This is a genomic window from Nocardia sp. NPDC051787 (genome assembly GCF_040681325.1).
Classification (GTDB): Bacteria; Actinomycetota; Actinomycetes; order Mycobacteriales; family Mycobacteriaceae; genus Nocardia.
On sequence record NZ_JBFAYO010000017.1, the window covers coordinates 74,490 to 93,156 of the forward strand.

Genomic DNA, 18,667 nt, shown 5'->3' on the forward strand with positions numbered 1-18,667 from the left:
ATAAGCGGTTCAGATAGCAGGAGGTTCGGCGTGGCGCCTCAATACGATGCGGTCGTGGTCGGTGCGGGGTTCGGGGGAATGGGGGCGGGCATTCAGCTCGACCGGCTCGGTTTGAGCAATTACGTCATCCTCGAACGCGAGGACGATCTCGGCGGCACCTGGCACGTCAACCACTATCCCGGCCTCGCGGTCGACATCGCCTCGGTCACCTACTCCTACTCGTTCGAGCCGAACCCGCATTGGTCGCGGCTTTTCGCACCCGGCGCGGAGCTGAAGAAATACGCCGAGCACATCGCCGACAAGTACGGTCTGCGCCGCCGGATGCGCTTCCGCACCGTCGTCGACGGCGCGCGCTGGGACTCCGAACACGAGCAGTGGGTGGTCTCGATCGCGGGCGGCGAAACCGTCACCGGCCGATACCTGCTCACCGCGACCGGGTTCCTGTCCCAGCCCTACACGCCGCCGTTCCCCGGCATCGACTCGTTCTCGGGCAAGATCATCCACACCACCGCGTGGGAGGACGGCTTCGACCTCACCGGCCGCAAGGCCGCGATCATCGGCACCGGTGCCACCGCCGTGCAGCTGGTGCCCGAGGTGGCCAAGAAGGCGCAGGAGCTCACCGTCTTCCAGCGCACCCCGATCTGGGTGGTCCCGAAGATCGACACCGCCATCCCGGCGCCGGTGCGGAAGCTGTTCGAGCGGGTCCCCGCGACGCAGAAGGCCGCGCGACTGATCAACACCAGCCTGCTGGAGGCGCTGATGGTGGTGGGCGTGCTGCACTTCAAGCAGGCCAAACTGATGAACAAGGGCGCGGGCGTGCTGGCCAAGGCGCATCTGCGGGCGTCGGTGCGGGACAAGCAGACGCGCAGGCGGCTCACGCCGCACTACGACTTCGGGTGCAAGCGGCCCACCTTCTCCAACCACTACTTCACCACGTTCAATCAGCCGCACGTGCGGCTGGAGACGAACTCCATCGACCACATCGAGCCCGACGGCATCGTCACCGCCGACGGGCACAAGACCGAGATCGACACGCTGATCCTGGCCACCGGCTTCAATTTGTGGGACGTGAACTTCCCGGCCATCGAGATCATCGGCCGCGACGGAGTGAACCTCGGAAAGTTCTGGCGGGACAACCGTTTCCAGGCCTACGAGGGCATCACGGTGCCGAGGTTCCCGAACTTCCTCAGCCTCAACAGCCCGTACTCCTACAGCGGCCTGTCCTACTTCACCACCATCGAGGCGCAGATGAAGCACATGGGCAGGCTGTTCGGCGAACTGCGCCGCCGCGGCGAGACCATCTTCGAAGTCACCGAGCGGGCCAACGCCGAGTTCCTGGACCGGGTCACCGCCAAGCTCGGCTCCTCGGTCTTCTATGGCGGCGACTGTGCCACCGCGCGCAGCTACTACTTCAACCCGCACGGCGAGGCCGCCCTGCTGCGTCCGACCAGCACGCTCACCGCACATCGCGAGGCGGTGAGCTTCCCGCTGGACGATTACGTCTACGGCAAGACCGCCTGAGCGCGTCTCGTCGCCCGTCTCGCATACGGCCCGCGTGTCGCGGCGGCGGGGCCGGGGACGGGGGCGTTCCGGTTCGTGACGAAGCTGTTGTAGCTGCCCAGCGGGTGTGCGGGTGTGGCACGCGCGCAACGAACTGGCAGACTGTGTGGGTACCTGTCCATCCCACCCACGACACTAGGGACTGACTTCGACGATGGAACTGCTGTTTCCGCTGCTACTGGTAGCCCTGCTCGTGCCGATGTTCCTCGGTGTCCGCCGTCAGAAGCGGGAAGCCGAGAAGGTCGCGAGCATGCAGGACAACCTGAAGACCGGCGATCAGGTCATCACCACGTCGGGTCTGTACGGCACCGTGGTCGAGCTCGACGACACCACGGTCGACCTCGAGATTGCCGAGGACGTGGTCACCACGTGGCTGCGCCAGGCCATCCGCGAGGTGCGCGCCGATGACGCGGTGAGCACCGAGGAGACCGGCTCGGATGCCGGCGCCGAGGGCTCGGACGCGACCGACGCCGCCGAGGAATCCACCGAGCAGACCGAGACCCGGCTGACCAAGGACTGATTCTTCCGGTCCTGCCGCAACTCGCCGGATGTCGCCGCGGCTTGCCGTCCGCGCACCCGGCGTCGCTGGGGCATGCCCGCTTGTTCCATCCTCGACTTCCTGCCTAGGAGATGACCTACTGTGCCACCTTCCCAGGGATCGGCGCACCCGCTGCGGCTGCTCGGCGCCTATGCCGCGCTGCTGGCCGTGGTTTATGCGCTGGTGTTCTTCACCGGTGACAAGTCCCCGACACCCAAGCTCGGCATCGACCTGCAGGGTGGTACCCGGGTCACGCTGTCCGCGCGCACGCCGGACGGCAGCAAACCGAGCCAGGACAGCCTGAAGAAGGCGCAGGACATCATCGAGAACCGAGTCAACGGGCTCGGCGTCTCCGGGTCCGAGGTCGTCATCGACGGCGACAACATCGTGATCACCGTGCCCGGCGACGACGGACAGCAGGCGCGCGCGCTGGCGACGACGGCCAAGCTGTACATCCGTCCGGTGCTGCAGGCCGTGCCCGCGGCGGGACGCGGTGCGACACCGCAGACGGCGCCCGGTACGCAAGCCCCACCCGCGGCCCAGCCAACGACGCCGGAGGCGCCGGGCGCGTCGGAGGCAACCCCGGCTCCGCAACAGCGGGTTTTCCCCGCCCAAGCGCCGACCCAGCCGCCGGCCGAGCCGAACCTGACGCCCACCGAAGCGGCCACCAAGGAGATCCAGGCGGCGAAGGCGCTGCGGCAGAGCGCCGACCCGTCCGTGCAGCAGGCCGCGATGGCCATGCTGGACTGCGCGAAGGCCGATCCACTCGTGGGCAACGACGACCCTGCCCTTCCGCTGGTGACCTGCTCGACCGACGGCACCGAGGTCTTCCTGCTGGACAAGAGCCGCATCGACGGCCAGGAGATCAAGGACGCCACCTCGGGACTGAACCAGCAGCAGGCCAGGCATGAGGTCTATCTGGACTTCAAGTCCGGCGGCAGCGACGCGTGGGCCGCGCTCACCGGCGAGTACGTCTACAAGCGGGTCGCTTTCGTGCTCGACTCCAAGGTGGTCAGCGCGCCGGTCGTGCAACAGGGACCGCAGCAGGGCGGCCGCACCCAGATCTCGGGCAACTTCACCGCGACGAGCGCCAAGGAGCTGGCCAACACCCTGAAGTACGGTTCGCTGCCGCTGTCGTTCCAGACCTCGGAGGCCGAGACGGTGTCGGCGACACTCGGCTTGTCCTCGCTGAAGGCGGGCCTGCTCGCCGGTGCGATCGGCTTGGCGGTGGTGTTGCTCTACTGCCTTGTCTACTACCGCATGCTGGGGTTGGTCACCGGTTTGTCCCTGCTGACGTCCGGCTTGGCGGTCTACGGCATCATGGTGCTGCTCGGCCGCTGGATCGGCTTCACGCTCGACTTGGCCGGCATCGCCGGTCTGATCATCGGTATCGGCATGACCGCCGACTCGTTCGTGGTGTTCTTCGAGCGCATCAAGGACGAGATGCGCGAGGGCCGCAGCTTCCGTTCCGCCGCGCCGCGCGGCTGGCAGCGCGCCCGCCGGACCATCCTGTCCGGCAACGCGGTCAGCTTCCTCGCCGCGGCCGTGCTCTACGTCCTGGCCGTCGGACAGGTGAAGGGCTTCGCGTTCACCCTCGGCCTCACCACCATCCTCGACGTCGTCGTGGTGTTCATGGTGACCTCGCCGCTGGTGCTGCTCGCCTCGCGGACGGCGTTCTGGTCCAAACCGTCGGTGAACGGCCTCGGCGCGATCCAGCAGATCGCCCGCGAGCGGAAGGCGGCCGAAGCCGCCCTCGGGAAGGCGTGAGGACGCGATGACCAACAGTCACACCACCCGGTCGCTCGACAAGGCGAACGCGGCCGAGATCACCGACGTGTTCCAGGCGGTCACCGAGCCGCAGCCGCCCGAGCACGGCTTCTTCAATCGCCTCTACACCGGAACCGGCGCCGTCGACGTCATCGGCAAGCGGCGGATGTGGTACCTCATCACCGCTGCCATCGTGCTGATCTCCTTGGGCAGCATGCTCTTGCGCGGCTTCAACTTCGGCATCGACTTCGAGGGCGGCTCGCGCATCCAGTTCCCGGCGGGGAATGCGAGCACCAGCGAGGTCGAGGACGTCTACCGCGGAGCGATCGGTGCCGACCCGGTCTCGGTGCAGACCGTGGGCACCGGCGGCGCGGCGACCATGCTGATCCGTTCCGAGGCGCTGAACCAGCAGCAAGTGGAGGCGCTGAACAACGCGCTGTTCGCCGAGTTCCAGCCGAAGGACTCCAGCGGCAAGCCGAGCCTGGCCGCGATCAGCACCTCCGATGTCAGCGAGACCTGGGGCAGCCAGATCACCCGCAAGGCGCTCATCGCGCTGGCGGTGTTCCTCGTGCTCGTCGCGGTCTACATCGCGGTCCGTTTCGAGCCGCACATGGCCATCGCCGCGCTGGCCGCGCTTGCCTTCGACGTCGCCGTCACCGCGGGCGTGTACTCGCTCGTCGGATTCGAGGTCACCCCGGCGACGGTGATCGGCATCCTGACCATTCTCGGCTTCTCGCTCTACGACTCGGTGGTCGTGTTCGACAAAGTCGAGGAGAACACCCGCGGCATCCTGCACCTGACCAGGCGCACCTACGGCGAGCAGGCGAATCTCGCGGTGAACCAGACGCTGATGCGCTCGATCAACACCGCGCTGATCGGTATTCTGCCGATCGTCGGCCTGATGGTGATCGCGGTCTGGATGCTCGGCGTCGGTACGCTCAAGGACTTGGCGCTGGTGCAGCTGGTCGGCCTGCTGGTCGGCACGTACTCCTCGATCTTCTTCGCCACACCGCTGCTGGTGTCGATCAAGGAGCGCCGGGGACCGGTTGCGGCGCATACGAAGAGGGTCTTGGCCAAGCGCTCCGGGGCGGCCAGTGCCCGCGCGGGCGTCGCCGCCGAGCGCAGGGCGAGCATGGCGGCGGGCCGGAACTTCGAGGAGACGCCGCGCAGACAGCGTCCGGCCGGGCAGGCGCCGCGGCCGGGGGCGCGGCCGAGCGGAAAACGGCACAAGAGGCGGCACTGACCACCACGAGGCAGGGGGTTTCATGCGACAGCCACGCACGGCGGTACGACTGATCGGGGCACTCGCCGCGGGCACGCTGGCCGCCGGGCTGGTGGCGGGCTGCTCCAGCACGAGCCAGGTGCCGTCGATCGGCTACGCCACCGACGCCACCATCGCCAGCTACAACGGCGGCAGCACCCTAGGTGCGAGTTCCGGCTCCATCGCGGTGTTCTCCCGGGTGCTCACCGGGTTCTTCTACACCGGTCCGGACGGTCAGCAGGTCGCCGATACCGACCTGGGCACCGCCAAGGAGGTGCCCGGCGAGTCGCAGACCATCCAGTACCGCCTGAACCCCGACGGGGTGTACTCCGACGGCGTGCCGACCTCGTGCGACGACCTGGTGCTGGCCTGGGCCGCCCGCAGCGGGCGGTTCACCAAACCCGGTGACCGAGGGCCGGTTCCCCTGTTCGACGCCGCGAGCACCGCCGGTTACGACGACATCGAGCGGGTCGAGTGCCAGCCCGGCTCGCGGGATGCCACGGTGGTCTTCCGTCCCGGGCGGCATTACCTGCCGTGGCGCACTCTGTTCGCGGCGGGCGAGCTGATGCCCGCGCACGTCGCGGCCAGGGCGGCGAACGTGCCCAACGTGGTGTCGGCGTTGCAGGCCGGTGATCCGAACGCGGTCGGCAGGCTCGCGGAGTTCTGGAACACCGGCTGGACCATATCGGCCGACGGCTCGCTCGATCCGGCGCGATTCCCATCGTCGGGGCCCTACCGCATCCAATCCTTCAGCAAGGAGGAGGGTTTGGTGCTGGTCGCCAACGAGCGCTGGTGGGGCAACAAGCCGGCGACCGGGCGTATCGTAGTGTGGCCCAAGGCCTTCGACCTGAAGCAGAAGGTCGGCCAGAACGCCGTCGGCGTGGTCGACATCGGGACCGGTTCGGTGAAAGACCTGAACCTGGGCGGCTTTTCGGTGCACACCGTACCGGGACGCGGCGCCGAGCAGTTGGTGCTGTCGACCGGTGGAGTGTTCGCCTCGGTGCAGGCGCGCCGGGCGTTCGCGCTGTGCCTGCCGCGGCAGACCCTGTTCGACAAACTCGGCAAGGTCCCGGACGCGCCGAAGTCCGGCCTCGGGTCCGGCCCGCTGAACGCGCATATCGTCCAGCAGGATTCGCTGTTCTATCCGGCGGTCATCGGCGCGGCGGGGAAGTACTCCGGCGGCGATGTGGCGAATGCGACCAAGGCGGTCGCCGCATCCGGTGCGCCGAACCCGACCGTCCGCATCGGCTACCTGGGTCCGGACGATCGCCGCGCACAGACCGTCACGATGATCGCCGACGCCTGCAAGCCGGCCGGCATCACCGTGGTGGACGCCGGTGCGCCCGATTTCACCCCGGCACGGCTCACCGAGGGCAAGGTGGACGCGGTACTCGGCGGCACGGCAGCGGCGCCCGGTCCGGCCGGCTCGATCGAGGGAGTGGCCGCGACCAGCGCGTTGCGCACCGGTAACGGGCTCAATGTCGGGCGGTTCGGCAACGGCCGTTACGATGCGATCACCGAGCAGCTTGCGGCCGACAACAACTCGGCCGCGCAGCTGAATCTGCTCACCGAGGCCGAGAACCTGCTGTGGGCGGAACTGCCGAGCATCCCGTTGTTCGCCACCCCGCGCACGATCGCCTTCGGCAAGGGGCTGCGCAACGGAATAGCAGCCCCCACCCAGGTCGGGTCGGGCTGGAACATGGACCGGTGGGTGCTCGAGCGGTGACAGATGGTGTGGGTGATGTGATCATGGAGAGGTGTCGATGAGCAAGCACGCGGCGATCGAATCCGACGACGTAGCCGCCGAACGGACCACCAAAGCCGCCGAGGTGGTCGATCGTTTGACCCGCTGGCACGACGACTTTCCCACAGCCGGTGTGCGTTTCGCGGATCTGACACCGGTGTTCGCCGACGCCGAGGGATTCCGTGCGGTGATCGACTGCTTGGCCGGGTGCGCACCCGGCGCCGATCTCGTGGCCGGCATCGACGCCCGCGGTTTCCTGCTGGGAGCCGGTGTCGCCGCGAGCCTCGGCACCGGGGTGCTCGCGGTCCGCAAGGCGGGCAAGTTGCCGCCGCCGGTGATCAGCCGGGAATTCAGCCTCGAGTACGGCACGGCCGCGTTGGAGATCCCTGCGAACGGCGTCGAACTGCGGGGCCGCCGCGTTCTGCTGCTCGACGACGTTCTCGCCACCGGTGGCACCCTCGCCGCCGCGGCCGAGCTGTTCAAGCAGGCGGGGGCGGAGGTCGTCGCCGCGGCGGTGGTGCTGGAACTCACCTTCCTCGGCGGCCGCGAACGGCAGGGTGACTACTCGCTGACCTCCATCGTGCAGGTCTAGCGCTACGACCGGGCGTCCTGCGGGACAACCGGATCGATGTGATCGGAATTTCACTGGCGCATCCGCCGATACTGTGTTTAACCTAGACGGGTCTTGTTCCCGTTGATCGGAGTCATGCCGTTGCTCATCTGAGGTAGCCACTCGGGCGGTCCGCATTCGCGCACCGCGTATCCGTCGCAACCTCTGGGAGCTGGCATGACCAATCTGTCTTTTTCCGATCTCACGTTCTCCTGGCCGGACGGCACCCCCGTCTTCGACGGGCTCGACGCCGTCCTCGGTCCCGGCCACATCGGCCTGGTCGGCGGAAACGGTGCGGGCAAGTCCACTCTCCTGCGGTTGATCGCCGGTCAGCTGCAGCCCGCGCGCGGGTCCATCACGGTGCCCGGGCATCTCGGGTATCTGCGCCAGGACCTCGGTCTGGCCGCCGGGCAGCGAGTGGACACCGTGCTCGGCATCGCGGAGATTCGAAAGGCGTTGCATCGCATCGAATCCGGCGCTGGCAGCGACACCGACTTCGACGTTGTCGGCAATCACTGGGACGTCGAGGAACGGGCGCTGGCACTACTGGCCAGGCTCGGCTTGCACTACGTCGCCGACTCGGCGCAGCAGCTGGATCGCACGCTCGACACCCTCTCCGGTGGTGAGACCGTCCTGCTCGGGCTGGTCGCCGAGCTGCTCGCCGAGCCCGATGTCCTGCTGCTGGACGAACCGACGAACAACCTGGACCAAGTGGCCCGCGCACGGCTCTACGAGGTGGTCGGGCAGGTCTCCGGCACGGTGCTCACGGTCAGCCACGACCGTGAGCTGCTGGAGCGGATGTCGGCCATCGCGGAGCTGCGCAACGGCGAATTGCGGTTGTTCGGCGGCAATTTCAGCGAGTACGAGCGCATCATCACCGCGGAGCAGGAAGCCGCCCGCGCGGCGATCCGGGACGCGCGCGGCGACGTGCGCAAGCAGGCGAGAGAACTCGTCGAGGCACGCATCAAACTCGATCGCCGGCTGCGCTACGGGCAGAAGATGTGGGACCAGAAGCGGGAGCCGAAAATCGTGATGGGCGAACGTAAACGGCAGGCGCAGGTGTCGGCGGGCAAGCTGCGCAACAACCACATCGAGAAGCTGGATACCGCCAAGGAGCAGCTCGAGCAGGCCAAGGAGTTGTTGCGTGACGACCGGGAGATCCGGGTGGACCTGCCGGACACGCGCCTATATCCGGGCCAGGACGTGATCGAGCTGGACCGGGTGGAGCTGGCCTGCGGTCCGACGGTGTCGTTGCGGGTGTCCGGCCCAGAGCGGATCGCGCTGACCGGCCGCAATGGTGTCGGCAAGACGACGCTGCTGCGCCGCATAGTGCAGCAGGGCCCGAAAGTCCCGTGGCGCATGCTGCCGCAACGGCTGGACGTGTTCGACGAGCGGCGATCGGTGTTCGAGAACGTCGCGTCGACGGCGCCGCACGCGTCCGCGGAACGGATCCGGGCCCAGCTGGCCCGCTTCCTGTTCCGCGGCGCGGACGCGGACGTCGTCGCCGCGGCGCTGTCCGGCGGCGAACGGTTGCGCGCCGCGCTGGCCATGCTGCTGCTGGCCGAGCCGGCGCCGAAGCTGCTGCTGCTGGACGAGCCGACCAACAACCTCGACCTGCCCAGTCTGGAGCACCTCACCCAGGCGCTGGCGGGCTTCGAGGGCGCGCTGATCGTGGTCAGTCACGATCCGCGCTTCCTCGACGACATCGGGGTCACCCGGCGGCTGGAGCTCACCACCGACGGCCTGGTCGAGACGCTGGTGACGTAGGTCGCCGCCGGTGAATCCGCGCGGGCACCCTTCGGGCGAGTCGCGAGACGGGTCCGCGTGGTGTGCGGGTCGTCGGGCAGGATGGATCGGCGTGGAGCAATCCGTGGTTTCGGTGGATGTCGTGGCGGTGCGGTTCTGGGACGAGGACGGCGCAGTGCGGATCGGGGTCGCGCCTCGGACGATGGAGCCGTACGCGGGCGAGTTGGCGTTGCCCGGCGTGCTGCTCGGGCGAGGGGAGCGGCTGGCGGTCGCGGCGCGGCGGGCGGTGTGCGTGAAGCTGGGCGTCCCGGAGGCCGCGATCGCCGCGGTCGGACAGCTGGTCACCTTCGACGAGCCGAACCGTGATCCGCGTGGACCGACACTCTCCATCGCGATGTGGGCAGTGGTAGGGCCGCACGAGGGACCGGCGCGGTGGGTCGAGTTCGACGAGATACCCGAATTGGCGTTCGACCACAACCGCATCGTCGAGGTGGCCCGCCGTCAGCTGACGCGGTTGCTGTGGAAAGACCTGACCTTCACCCGGGCCCTGCTCGGCGAGGAGTTTCCGGCGACCAGGGCGGTCGAGGCCGCCACGGCGCTGTCGGGCGCGCGGCCCGACGCCGCCAACCTCAACCGCACCCTGGCGGCGATCCCGGGGCTGGCGCGCACCGCTGAACGGCGTCGCGTCAAAGCGACCGGGCGACCGGCCGCGGTCTGGGCATTCGGCGCGGAAGAGTGAACGGCTGGGCCGCCATAGCCCACTCCGGAGGCGTGCCGCACGCCCTGCCGGACCAGCCGGGCACCGCCGATCTCGGCCAGTGCGGGGAGCGGGACGTGGCGCGGCGACTCCTGACCCACGCGGCGACTCGTAGCGGCGAGAATCCTGTTCACGCTGGTAGAGCGGGTGGTCGAACAGTCGCGTTCGCGGCGCGCACGCCGGGCGGGCGGCCCGGGCGTGTCTGTTACGTGACAGTTGTGCGGACGGCCTGACCTGCTCGGAGACCGTGTCCGCGGCCGGTGCGGAGACCGCTGCGGGCGTCCCGTGTCAGCTCAGCGGGACGAGCGTGCTTCGGCCGGACTAAAGTGGTGGTCCGGGAGGTTGCACCGGTCGGATAGGGTGTTCCGATCGAGGCGCGGAGAGGTGGTGGCATGACTCAGCATCTGGGCGAGGCGAAGGTCGAGCAATCGACATCGGGCCCGCAGTCGAACGGTGCCGCGCCCGCCTCCGACGCCGCGCAGCCCGCGAAGCAACCGGCAGCCGTGAACGCGTCGCCCGCGCGTCAGCCCGGCACCACCGCCGCCGTCCCGACCTCGGCTTCCCGCCGCGTTCGTGCCCGCTTGGCCCGCCGCATGACCGGTCAGCGCGGTATCGCCGCGGTCAAACCGGTGCTGGAACCGCTGGCCACCGTACACCGCGAGCTCTACCCGAAGGCGAACCTCACGCTGCTGCAGCGCGCGTTCGACGTGGCCGACGAGCGGCACAAGCATCAATTCCGCAAATCCGGCGACCCCTACATCACCCATCCGCTCGCCGTGGCCAACATCCTGGCCGAGCTCGGCATGGACACCACCACGCTGGTGGCCGCGCTGCTGCACGACACCGTGGAGGACACCGGCTACAGCCTGGAGCAGCTCACCCAGGATTTCGGCTCCGAGGTTGCCCACCTGGTCGACGGCGTCACCAAACTGGACAAGGTCAACCTGGGCGCGGCCGCCGAGGCGGAGACCATCCGCAAGATGATCATCGCGATGGCGCGCGACCCGCGCGTGCTGGTGATCAAGGTGGCCGACCGGCTGCACAACATGCGCACCATGCGTTTCCTGCCGCCGGAGAAGCAGGCCAAGAAGGCCAAGGAGACCTTGGAAGTCATTGCGCCGCTTGCCCATCGCCTCGGCATGGCGACGGTGAAGTGGGAGTTGGAGGACCTCGCCTTCGCGATCCTGCATCCGAAGAAGTACGACGAGATCGTCCGTCTGGTCGCCGACCGCGCGCCCTCACGCGACACCTACCTGGCGAAGGTGCGCGCCGAGATCGTCAACACGCTGGCCGCCTCCCGGATCAACGCGATCGTCGAAGGCCGCCCGAAGCACTACTGGTCGATCTACCAGAAGATGATCGTCAAGGGTAAGGACTTCGACGACATCCACGACCTGGTCGGCATCCGCATCCTCTGCGACGAGGTGCGCGATTGCTACGCGGCAGTCGGCGTCGTGCACTCGCTGTGGCAGCCGATGGCGGGCCGGTTCAAGGACTACATCGCCCAGCCGCGTTACGGCGTCTACCAGTCCCTGCACACCACGGTGGTCGGGCCGGACGGCAAGCCGCTGGAAGTGCAGATTCGCACCCAGGACATGCACCGCACCGCGGAGTTCGGCATTGCCGCGCACTGGCGCTACAAGGAGACCCGCGGTAAGCACTCCAACGACACCGCCGAGGTCGACGACATGGCGTGGATGCGGCAGTTGCTGGACTGGCAGCGGGAGGCCGCCGACCCGGCCGAGTTCCTGGAGTCGCTGCGCTTCGACCTGAAGTCGCCGGAGATCTTCGTCTTCACGCCGAAGGGCGACGTGATCACGCTGCCGCAGAAGTCGACGCCGGTCGACTTCGCCTACGCCGTGCACACCGAGGTCGGGCACCGCTGCATCGGCGCCCGGGTGAACGGGCGCCTGGTCGCGCTGGAGCGCCAGCTGGAGAACGGCGAGGTCGTCGAGGTGTTCACCTCCAAGGCGCAGAACGCCGGACCCAGTCGCGACTGGCAGAACTTCGTGGTGTCCCCACGCGCCAAGGCGAAGATTCGCCAGTGGTTCGCCAAGGAGCGGCGCGAGGAGGCCCTGGAAAGCGGCAAGGAGCAGATCTCCAAGGAGGTCCGCCGTGTCGGGCTGCCGCTGCAGCGGTTGATGAGTGTCGACGCGATGACCGCGGTGGCCCATGAACTGCACTACAGCGACATTTCCACGCTCTACACCGCGGTCGGTGAGCACCAGGTCTCCGCGCACCATGTGGTGCAGCGGCTGATGGCCCAGCTCGGCGGCATCGGCGACGTGGAGAACGAGCTGGCCGAGCGCTCCACACCGTCGACGACGCCGAGCAGGCAGCGTGTCACCGGCGACGCGGGCGTGCTGATCCCCGGCGCGCCCGGCACGGTCGCCAAGCTGGCGAAATGCTGCACCCCGGTGCCCGGTGACGAGATCATGGGCTTCGTGACCCGCGGCGGCGCGGTGAGCGTGCACCGCACCGACTGCACCAACGCCGGTTCGCTGCGTGATCAGGCCGAACGCATCATCGACGTGTCCTGGGCGCCGTCGCCGTCCTCGGTGTTCCTGGTCGCCATCCAGATCGAGGCGCTGGATCGCACCCGCCTGCTGTCCGATGTGACGAAAGTGCTGGCCGACGAGAAGGTGAACATTCTGTCCGCATCGGTGGCCACGCACGGCGACCGGGTGGCGATCAGCAAGTTCACCTTCGAGATGGGCGACCCGAAACATCTGGGGCACTTGCTGAATGTGGTGCGCAACGTCGAGGGCGTCTACGACGTCTATCGGGTCACGTCCGCCGCCTGACCGCTCCGCGCACTTCCGCCGATTGTTGCTGCCAATTAGCTAATGCGCCAAGTGGTTTCGCGTGGCGGGTAGTCGGCCGCTTCCCCGGGTTGTCCTACGCTGCTGGCTATCGGAAACTTGCCGGGTCGTCTCCCGGGACGCGCCACGGCGTGTCGCGTGCAGGTCGGCGTTTCGCGGAAGTTTTACGTCGATGCGGCGGTAATAGCCGGAATCTGTTACGGTCTATGGCGTTTCATGGCGTTGAGGGTAGTTCGGCAAACGACTTGATTGCGGATCGCTATGACTGGATACACGGCACGACTCTCGGGGATGCTGGTCGCATTCGCCGTGGCTGTGGCGACCGCCGGAGTCGCCGCGGCGCAGCCGCCGAATCCCGCCGGCCCTTCCACGAACATCTCGATCGCGACCTGTCCTGCCTTGTACGCCTTGGGAATTCAGGGCACCGGTGAATCCTCGCCGGACGCGGCGCCCAGCACCGACACCGGCATGCTCTCGACGGTCTTCCGGCCGATGCTGGCCAAAGCGCCCGACAGCGGTCTGGTCGATCGGGCCTATGTGCCATACGAATCCGGCTTCGGCGGTGCGACAGCCGGTGGCGCGGCGCCGTACTCGGAGTCGGTGGCCGGCGGCCTCGCCCGTTTGCGGACCATGGCCGCGACCGTCGCCAATACCTGCCCCAACACCCGCTTCGCGATAGTCGGCTACTCACAGGGCGCCCATGTCGCGTCGGTGTTCGCCCAGGAGATCGGCCACGGCGAGGGCGTGCTGCCCGCCGAGAAGGTCGCCGCGGTTGCCTTGTTCGCCGACCCGACCCGCAACCCGGGCGCGCCGCTGTTCCCTGGCGCACCCGGCAAGGCGACGCCGGAGGCCGCGCCCGGAACCTCGGGCGATCGGCTCGCGTCCCTCGCGGCGCTTCCGCAGACGTCGGCCAGTGGCGGCGGCATCGGACCGGAACGGGACAAAGCCGCCAACTTCGGGGCGCTCACCGGTCGCGTGGCGAGCTTTTGCGCGGCGGGCGATCTCGCCTGCGACGCCCCGGAGGGCGCCCCCGTCCTGAAGGCGGTCGCCAACCTCGTCGGCCAATCCAAGCTCAGCGGCGGCGACCCGATCGCATCGCTGGTGTCGATCGCGCAGGCGCTGGCGTTCAGCTCGATCAAGACCGCTACCGAGGTGGTCAACGAGGACGTACAGGGCAATTCGCTGGCGACCCTATCGATCTCGCCGAAGAAGTCGATCTCGCAGCGTCTGGCCGACGCCTCGGATCCGCGCACCCCCCTGGATCTGCCCGGCGCGCTCCAGGCCATGCTGAAGATCGGCATGATCGGGTTGAACGCCGTGGTCACGGTGGTCAGGACGATCATCAACCCGGCGGCCATCTCCGAACTGGCCACCGCGGGCCTGTCCAACCCGCCCGTCGCGCTGCTGTCGCTCGGCGCGAAGCTGCTCGGCGCCATCCCGCAGCTTGTTCCGCCGACGACCGGTGCCCGGTTGGTCACGCAGGCGTTCGACGCTGTGGTGCAGAACATCACGGACAACAGCGAGCTGCTGAATACCACCACGTGGGTGCGCTACTGGGACACCATCCAGCGCCACACCGCCTACAACAGTGCGAGCGTGTCGGCGAACGGTGCTGCTCCCACCCACTTCGTCGCCGAGTGGTTCGCGGCCGTCGCCCGCGACCTCGCCGACGCTTTCGGCGGCAACGCCACGCCGCGAGCGGTGCTGGAGAAGCAGCCGACCGGATTCTTCGGCGACAGCTCCGGCGCGTCGCCCACGCCGAGTTCGTCCGGTACGGGACAATTTCCGTTCGGGACAGGAGCCGATGGCGCCTCATCCGGCGGCGTGACATCGATTCCGCCCACCGCCCGACCCGGCACACCCAACACCTACCCGTTCTCCACGAACTGATCGCCGAGAGGGTCCGACGATGCGATACTGCGTGCCCTGCTCTGCGGGAATGGGGGAATGTTGAAGTCGTACAAACAGCTTTCCCGCTGGTACGGCGCATTGGAGCCGGAAACCGGTGCCCCGGAAACAGAAGACCCACGTGAGGCGAACACCATCATCCCCGCGGAGGATGACGAACCCGCGCGCACTCGGCGCTACATTCGTGACGATGACGAACCGCCGCAGCGCAGGCCCGGTGACGTCCCGGCGGACCTACCCGCGCAGCGCAGCGAATTCACCGGCGGCTGGTCGGATTGGGTGGTCAGCGGTCGGGCGCCCGGTCCCGACGACGACTACGTCGCGCCGCAGCAGACCGATCCCGCGCGTATCCCGTGGGCCGGCGAGGACGAGAGCGACCAGGTCGGCCAACCGCGTCCACTGGTGTCGCGGGCACTGCGCCAAGCCGCCCGCGACCACCCCGCCATGCGCAGGGCCCGCATCCTGCTCATCGTGATCGCGGCGGTGCTGGTGCTGGCGGTGGCCGCCGTGTGCGTGCTGGTCGTGCTGCGTACGGCGGCCGATCGCGCCGCCGCGCCGCGAGACTCGCGCGGGCCCGCGTCGGTGCAGCTCACCGTCGGCAGTGCGCAGGCGGCCGGTGACGCACGCGCGATCGGCGCGGGCGCTTGCCCGACCGAACGCAGCGACGCGATCGTGCGCAGCGCGGAGGCGGGCGGGACGGCCTCCGGGCCGGACGCGGTGCTGTTGTTCCAGTACGCGTACTACGTCGAACGTTCCGGGGAGCGCGCCAGGACGGCGGTCGCGCCGGACGCCGCCGTCCAGCCCGCGTGGGTCATCCAACGGGGTATCGACACCGTCCCGGCGGGCACCACGCATTGCGTGCGGATCGTGACGATCGGTGACAACCGGTATTCGGTGGAGGTCACCGAATACCGGCCCGGCGGTGTGCCCGCCACGTACAACAGGCAGATGGTCACCACCGCGGTGATCGACGGCCGCACCCTCATCACGGGTATCGCGGCCGGATAGAGGAGAGCAGAGGCGATGGGAGAGGACTGGAGCCGCTGGCTCGACGAGTCGCCCGGGGAGGGCGAACCGCCGGGCCGGCCGGTGCGCTCCAAGGCTCCGGTGGTGCGGTTGCGACGCGGCAGAGATGAGGGGTCCGGGGCGGATCATCCGGTGCCGCGGCCGATTCTGGTGGTCGGCGGGTGCGGTGGCGCGGGTACCACCACGACGGCATTGGGCCTGGCGGGTGAGCTCGGCACGGGCGGAACGCCGACGGTCGCGGTGGACGCGACCTCGGCGGGCAGCGATCTCGCGCTGCGCGGTGCGGACGAGCATCTGCACCCGATCAGCCTGCAGTCCTGGTTGTACGGTCGCGGTGGCGACGAGCCCGCGCCGTTGAAGGAATGCCTGTCGCGCGCGACGTCGGGCATCGGACTGCTCTGGCGCGATGCCGCGCCGTTGCGCAGGCGTGCGACGTATCTCACGGTCGCCCGCGCGGTGCGCGACGCGGGATACACCGCGGTCTACGACGGAGGGCATCCGATTGCCGCCAGGCAACTGCTGCCCTTGCTCGACGACGCGGATGTGGCTCTGGTCCTGACGATTCCGGCGCGCAACGACGCGGCCAACCGGTTGCGGGTCGCGCTGGAATGGCTCGACGACCAGTTCGGCGACACCGGCGAGGGACATGGCGGTGGGGTCGTCGGCGACACGACCATTGTTGTTTCGCACCAGTATCCGGACGGTGATTCGCGGGTAGCGGATCATTTGCGCGAACACCTCTCCGGGTGGGTTCGCGATATCAGGGAGATTCCGTACGATCCGCACCTGGCCCGTGGTGAACTCGTGCGGCACGCCGCGCTGGCCACCGAGACGCGCCGGGCATATGGGCGCCTGCTCGCCGGGGTGGCATCATGACCGCCGCCATGATTTTTCCGCGTCAGCCCGACCCCGATCCCGCGCCCGCCGGTGTGATCGCCCCGCCGGAGGCCCGTCGTGCCGCCATCTGGGACCGCCCGGTGCCCGGCGTCGGCCGCGCTCCGCTGATCTGGCTGCTCGGTGTGCACGGCGGTGCGGGAGCAAGTACCCTCGCGCATGTGCTTGCGCCAGCGGCGGATTCGGGCCGCCGCTGGCCCGGCGTCTTCGACCGCGAGAGTCCGTTCGTCGTCCTCGTCGCCAGGGAGACCATCGGAGGACTGTCCCGCGCGCACGACCTTCTGCGCCAGCATCTTTCGGGCTTCGCCGGCCCTTCCGAGGTGCTCGGACTGATCACGGTCGCCGCGCGTCCCGGCAGGATGGCTCCCGAGATCCGGCGCTACCGCGACGTGGTCGGCTCACTGGCCGGGCAGGTGTGGCAGGTGCCGTGGTACGAGGAATGGACGTTGGTCGAACCGGAGCAGCTGCCGGTGTGGTCGCCCGGCGATCCGCTGCCACCGAAGAAGCGCAAGCTCGATCTGCTGGAGGAAGTCCCGCTCGATGTCCGGGAGCTCGGCGCCGACATCGTCGCGGCCGCTCGGACGGCACTGGAGGAGACCACCTTCGATCGCCGGGGTCCGGATCCGAGGAAGCCGCCCGATCAGTGAACGTACGCATCGAATCGGCGACAACACACCATTATTCGAGAAAGGCACCCGATGAGCATGATCCTCCTCGCCGTGCAGGACACGTACGGCACCGTACTCGCGCAAGTCGGTAATCCGACGCCCGAGGCGCCTCCGGGCTCGGAGAAGATCCTGCAGCTGGTGCGGTATCTCACCTGGTTCGTCCTGCTGTCCGGGATCTGCGGCATCACCTACGCGGGCGGCAAGTTCGCGTGGGAGAAGTGGACCGGCGGTGGTCTCGAGTCGCCGAAGATGGTGGCGGGAGCGATGATCGGCGGCGTGGTCGCCACCAGCGCGGGCACCATCATGAACGCCGTGATCGGCACCTGAGGTCCGCGATGAGTATCGTGCGCATATCGGCCGCCGAATTGCTGGCCTACAAACGAATGCCCGCCGAGGTCCTCGCACCGCTGATGCAGCTGCTGAACTGGCTGTTGTGGTTCGTGCTGCTGGTGTGCCTGGCCTGGATGATCCTGTCGGCGGGAAAGCTGTGGCTGACCTTCCGCAGCGATCTGGCCATGAACGACGCCTCGCACGGTGTCCTGATGAGCCTGCTGGGTGCTGTGGTGGCGAGTACGGCGTCGGGGATCGCCCTGGCGTTCCTGCCCGCGTGAGCCGCGGCGGGATGGGGACGACGCGGGAATGACTTCCACGGTAATGCGGACGGCGGACAGCGCGGGGTGGCGCAGCGACATCCGCCTGCCCGCGGCCGGACTCGTCGGTGCCGCGCTGCTGGCGGCGGCGGTCGGCTGCGGCGGTGGCGACGACACAGCGGGACCGGATCTGTCCGCGGCCCCGACCAACGTGCGCTGGCAGCCGTTCCAAGGCGTGCCGCTGCCGATCACCGACCAGGGCCCGAAGTCGACGGCTGACGGCGCGGCAACCGGTTTCGAGCATTCGCCGCGCGGCGCCGGTGTCGCCGCGGTCACCCATTCCGTGCGGCTGGCGGTGGCCGCCGACACCCAGTGGGCGAAAGTAGCCGCGCGGGAAGTAGTTCCGGGCCCAGCCAAGGACGAGTGGGCGATCAATCGGGTGCAGCTGTCGATCACCGGTCCGGCGAGCGCCGAGTTCGCGCCGAGGCTGCTCGGCTACCAGATCACCGGCTTCACCGAGCAGAACTCCACCGTCGACGTGTACACCGAGTATTCCGATCGATCGAAGGCGGTGCACCACACCGCCGTCGAGTGGTTCGGCGACGACTGGAGATTACGACTGCCCGACCCCAGCTCGACCGCACGACCCATCGACTCGATCGACGCATTACCCACTGACATCGTGAAATTGGAGGCACCGACGTGAGCGAGCGTCAGCGAGCGAACCGAGGACGCCGCGCGCCTTCGCGCACGACGGAGCCGAGCGCCGGCGAGGC

At 68.6% G+C, this 18,667-nt stretch carries 16 protein-coding genes; all 16 read left to right on the forward strand.

Annotated elements, in window-relative coordinates; translation table 11 throughout:
* The first annotated feature begins 30 nt into the window (after positions 1-30).
* The 16 genes from AB0M45_RS19610 to AB0M45_RS19685 all read left to right on the forward strand — a co-directional run bounded on the left by AB0M45_RS19610 (position 31) and on the right by AB0M45_RS19685 (position 18,597).
* Positions 31-1,521: an NAD(P)/FAD-dependent oxidoreductase gene (locus tag AB0M45_RS19610; RefSeq protein WP_364330699.1), complete on the forward strand. Its 1,491-nt coding sequence runs from the start codon at positions 31-33 to the stop codon at positions 1,519-1,521.
* 193 nt (positions 1,522-1,714) lie between these two features.
* Positions 1,715-2,080, forward strand: a complete 366-nt coding sequence (yajC, locus tag AB0M45_RS19615; RefSeq protein ID WP_364330702.1) for a preprotein translocase subunit YajC — start codon at positions 1,715-1,717, stop codon at positions 2,078-2,080.
* A gap of 120 nt (positions 2,081-2,200) precedes the next feature.
* Complete coding sequence (secD, locus tag AB0M45_RS19620; RefSeq protein ID WP_364330705.1) at positions 2,201-3,865, forward strand: protein translocase subunit SecD; 1,665 nt, start codon at positions 2,201-2,203, stop codon at positions 3,863-3,865.
* A 7-nt stretch (positions 3,866-3,872) separates the two neighbouring features.
* Entirely contained in the window at positions 3,873-5,108 is a 1,236-nt protein-coding gene (secF, locus tag AB0M45_RS19625) for a protein translocase subunit SecF (protein WP_364330709.1), read from the forward strand.
* Positions 5,109-5,130: 22 nt separating this feature from the next.
* The gene (locus tag AB0M45_RS19630) at positions 5,131-6,852 is read left to right on the forward strand and encodes an ABC transporter substrate-binding protein (RefSeq protein ID WP_364330712.1); all 1,722 of its coding nucleotides are present in this window, start codon (positions 5,131-5,133) and stop codon (positions 6,850-6,852) included.
* 37 nt (positions 6,853-6,889) lie between these two features.
* Entirely contained in the window at positions 6,890-7,462 is a 573-nt protein-coding gene (locus tag AB0M45_RS19635) for an adenine phosphoribosyltransferase (protein WP_364330715.1), read from the forward strand.
* Between the two features lie 195 nt (positions 7,463-7,657).
* A complete protein-coding gene (locus AB0M45_RS19640) occupies positions 7,658-9,247 on the forward strand; it encodes an ATP-binding cassette domain-containing protein (RefSeq protein WP_364330718.1) in 1,590 nt (529 codons plus the stop codon).
* A gap of 91 nt (positions 9,248-9,338) precedes the next feature.
* On the forward strand, positions 9,339-9,965 hold the full coding sequence (locus tag AB0M45_RS19645) for an NUDIX hydrolase (RefSeq protein ID WP_364330720.1): 627 nt from the start codon (positions 9,339-9,341) through the stop codon (positions 9,963-9,965).
* Positions 9,966-10,375: 410 nt separating this feature from the next.
* Positions 10,376-12,787, forward strand: coding sequence for a RelA/SpoT family protein (locus AB0M45_RS19650; protein WP_364330723.1), 2,412 nt, complete (start codon positions 10,376-10,378; stop codon positions 12,785-12,787).
* 279 nt (positions 12,788-13,066) lie between these two features.
* Complete coding sequence (locus AB0M45_RS19655) at positions 13,067-14,695, forward strand: cutinase family protein (protein WP_364330726.1); 1,629 nt, start codon at positions 13,067-13,069, stop codon at positions 14,693-14,695.
* Between the two features lie 57 nt (positions 14,696-14,752).
* Positions 14,753-15,721 (forward strand): hypothetical protein, encoded by a 969-nt coding sequence (locus AB0M45_RS19660; protein WP_364330730.1) that lies wholly within the window; start codon positions 14,753-14,755, stop codon positions 15,719-15,721.
* A 15-nt stretch (positions 15,722-15,736) separates the two neighbouring features.
* Positions 15,737-16,615, forward strand: a complete 879-nt coding sequence (locus AB0M45_RS19665) for a hypothetical protein (protein WP_364330733.1) — start codon at positions 15,737-15,739, stop codon at positions 16,613-16,615.
* On the forward strand, positions 16,612-17,280 hold the full coding sequence (locus AB0M45_RS19670; protein WP_364330735.1) for a hypothetical protein: 669 nt from the start codon (positions 16,612-16,614) through the stop codon (positions 17,278-17,280). Before AB0M45_RS19665 ends, AB0M45_RS19670 begins: the two co-directional genes overlap by 4 nt.
* A gap of 51 nt (positions 17,281-17,331) precedes the next feature.
* On the forward strand, positions 17,332-17,628 hold the full coding sequence (locus AB0M45_RS19675; RefSeq protein ID WP_040692318.1) for a hypothetical protein: 297 nt from the start codon (positions 17,332-17,334) through the stop codon (positions 17,626-17,628).
* Between the two features lie 8 nt (positions 17,629-17,636).
* On the forward strand, positions 17,637-17,912 hold the full coding sequence (locus tag AB0M45_RS19680; RefSeq protein WP_364330738.1) for a hypothetical protein: 276 nt from the start codon (positions 17,637-17,639) through the stop codon (positions 17,910-17,912).
* A 28-nt stretch (positions 17,913-17,940) separates the two neighbouring features.
* Entirely contained in the window at positions 17,941-18,597 is a 657-nt protein-coding gene (locus AB0M45_RS19685; protein WP_364330741.1) for a hypothetical protein, read from the forward strand.
* The last annotated feature ends 70 nt before the right edge of the window (positions 18,598-18,667 follow it).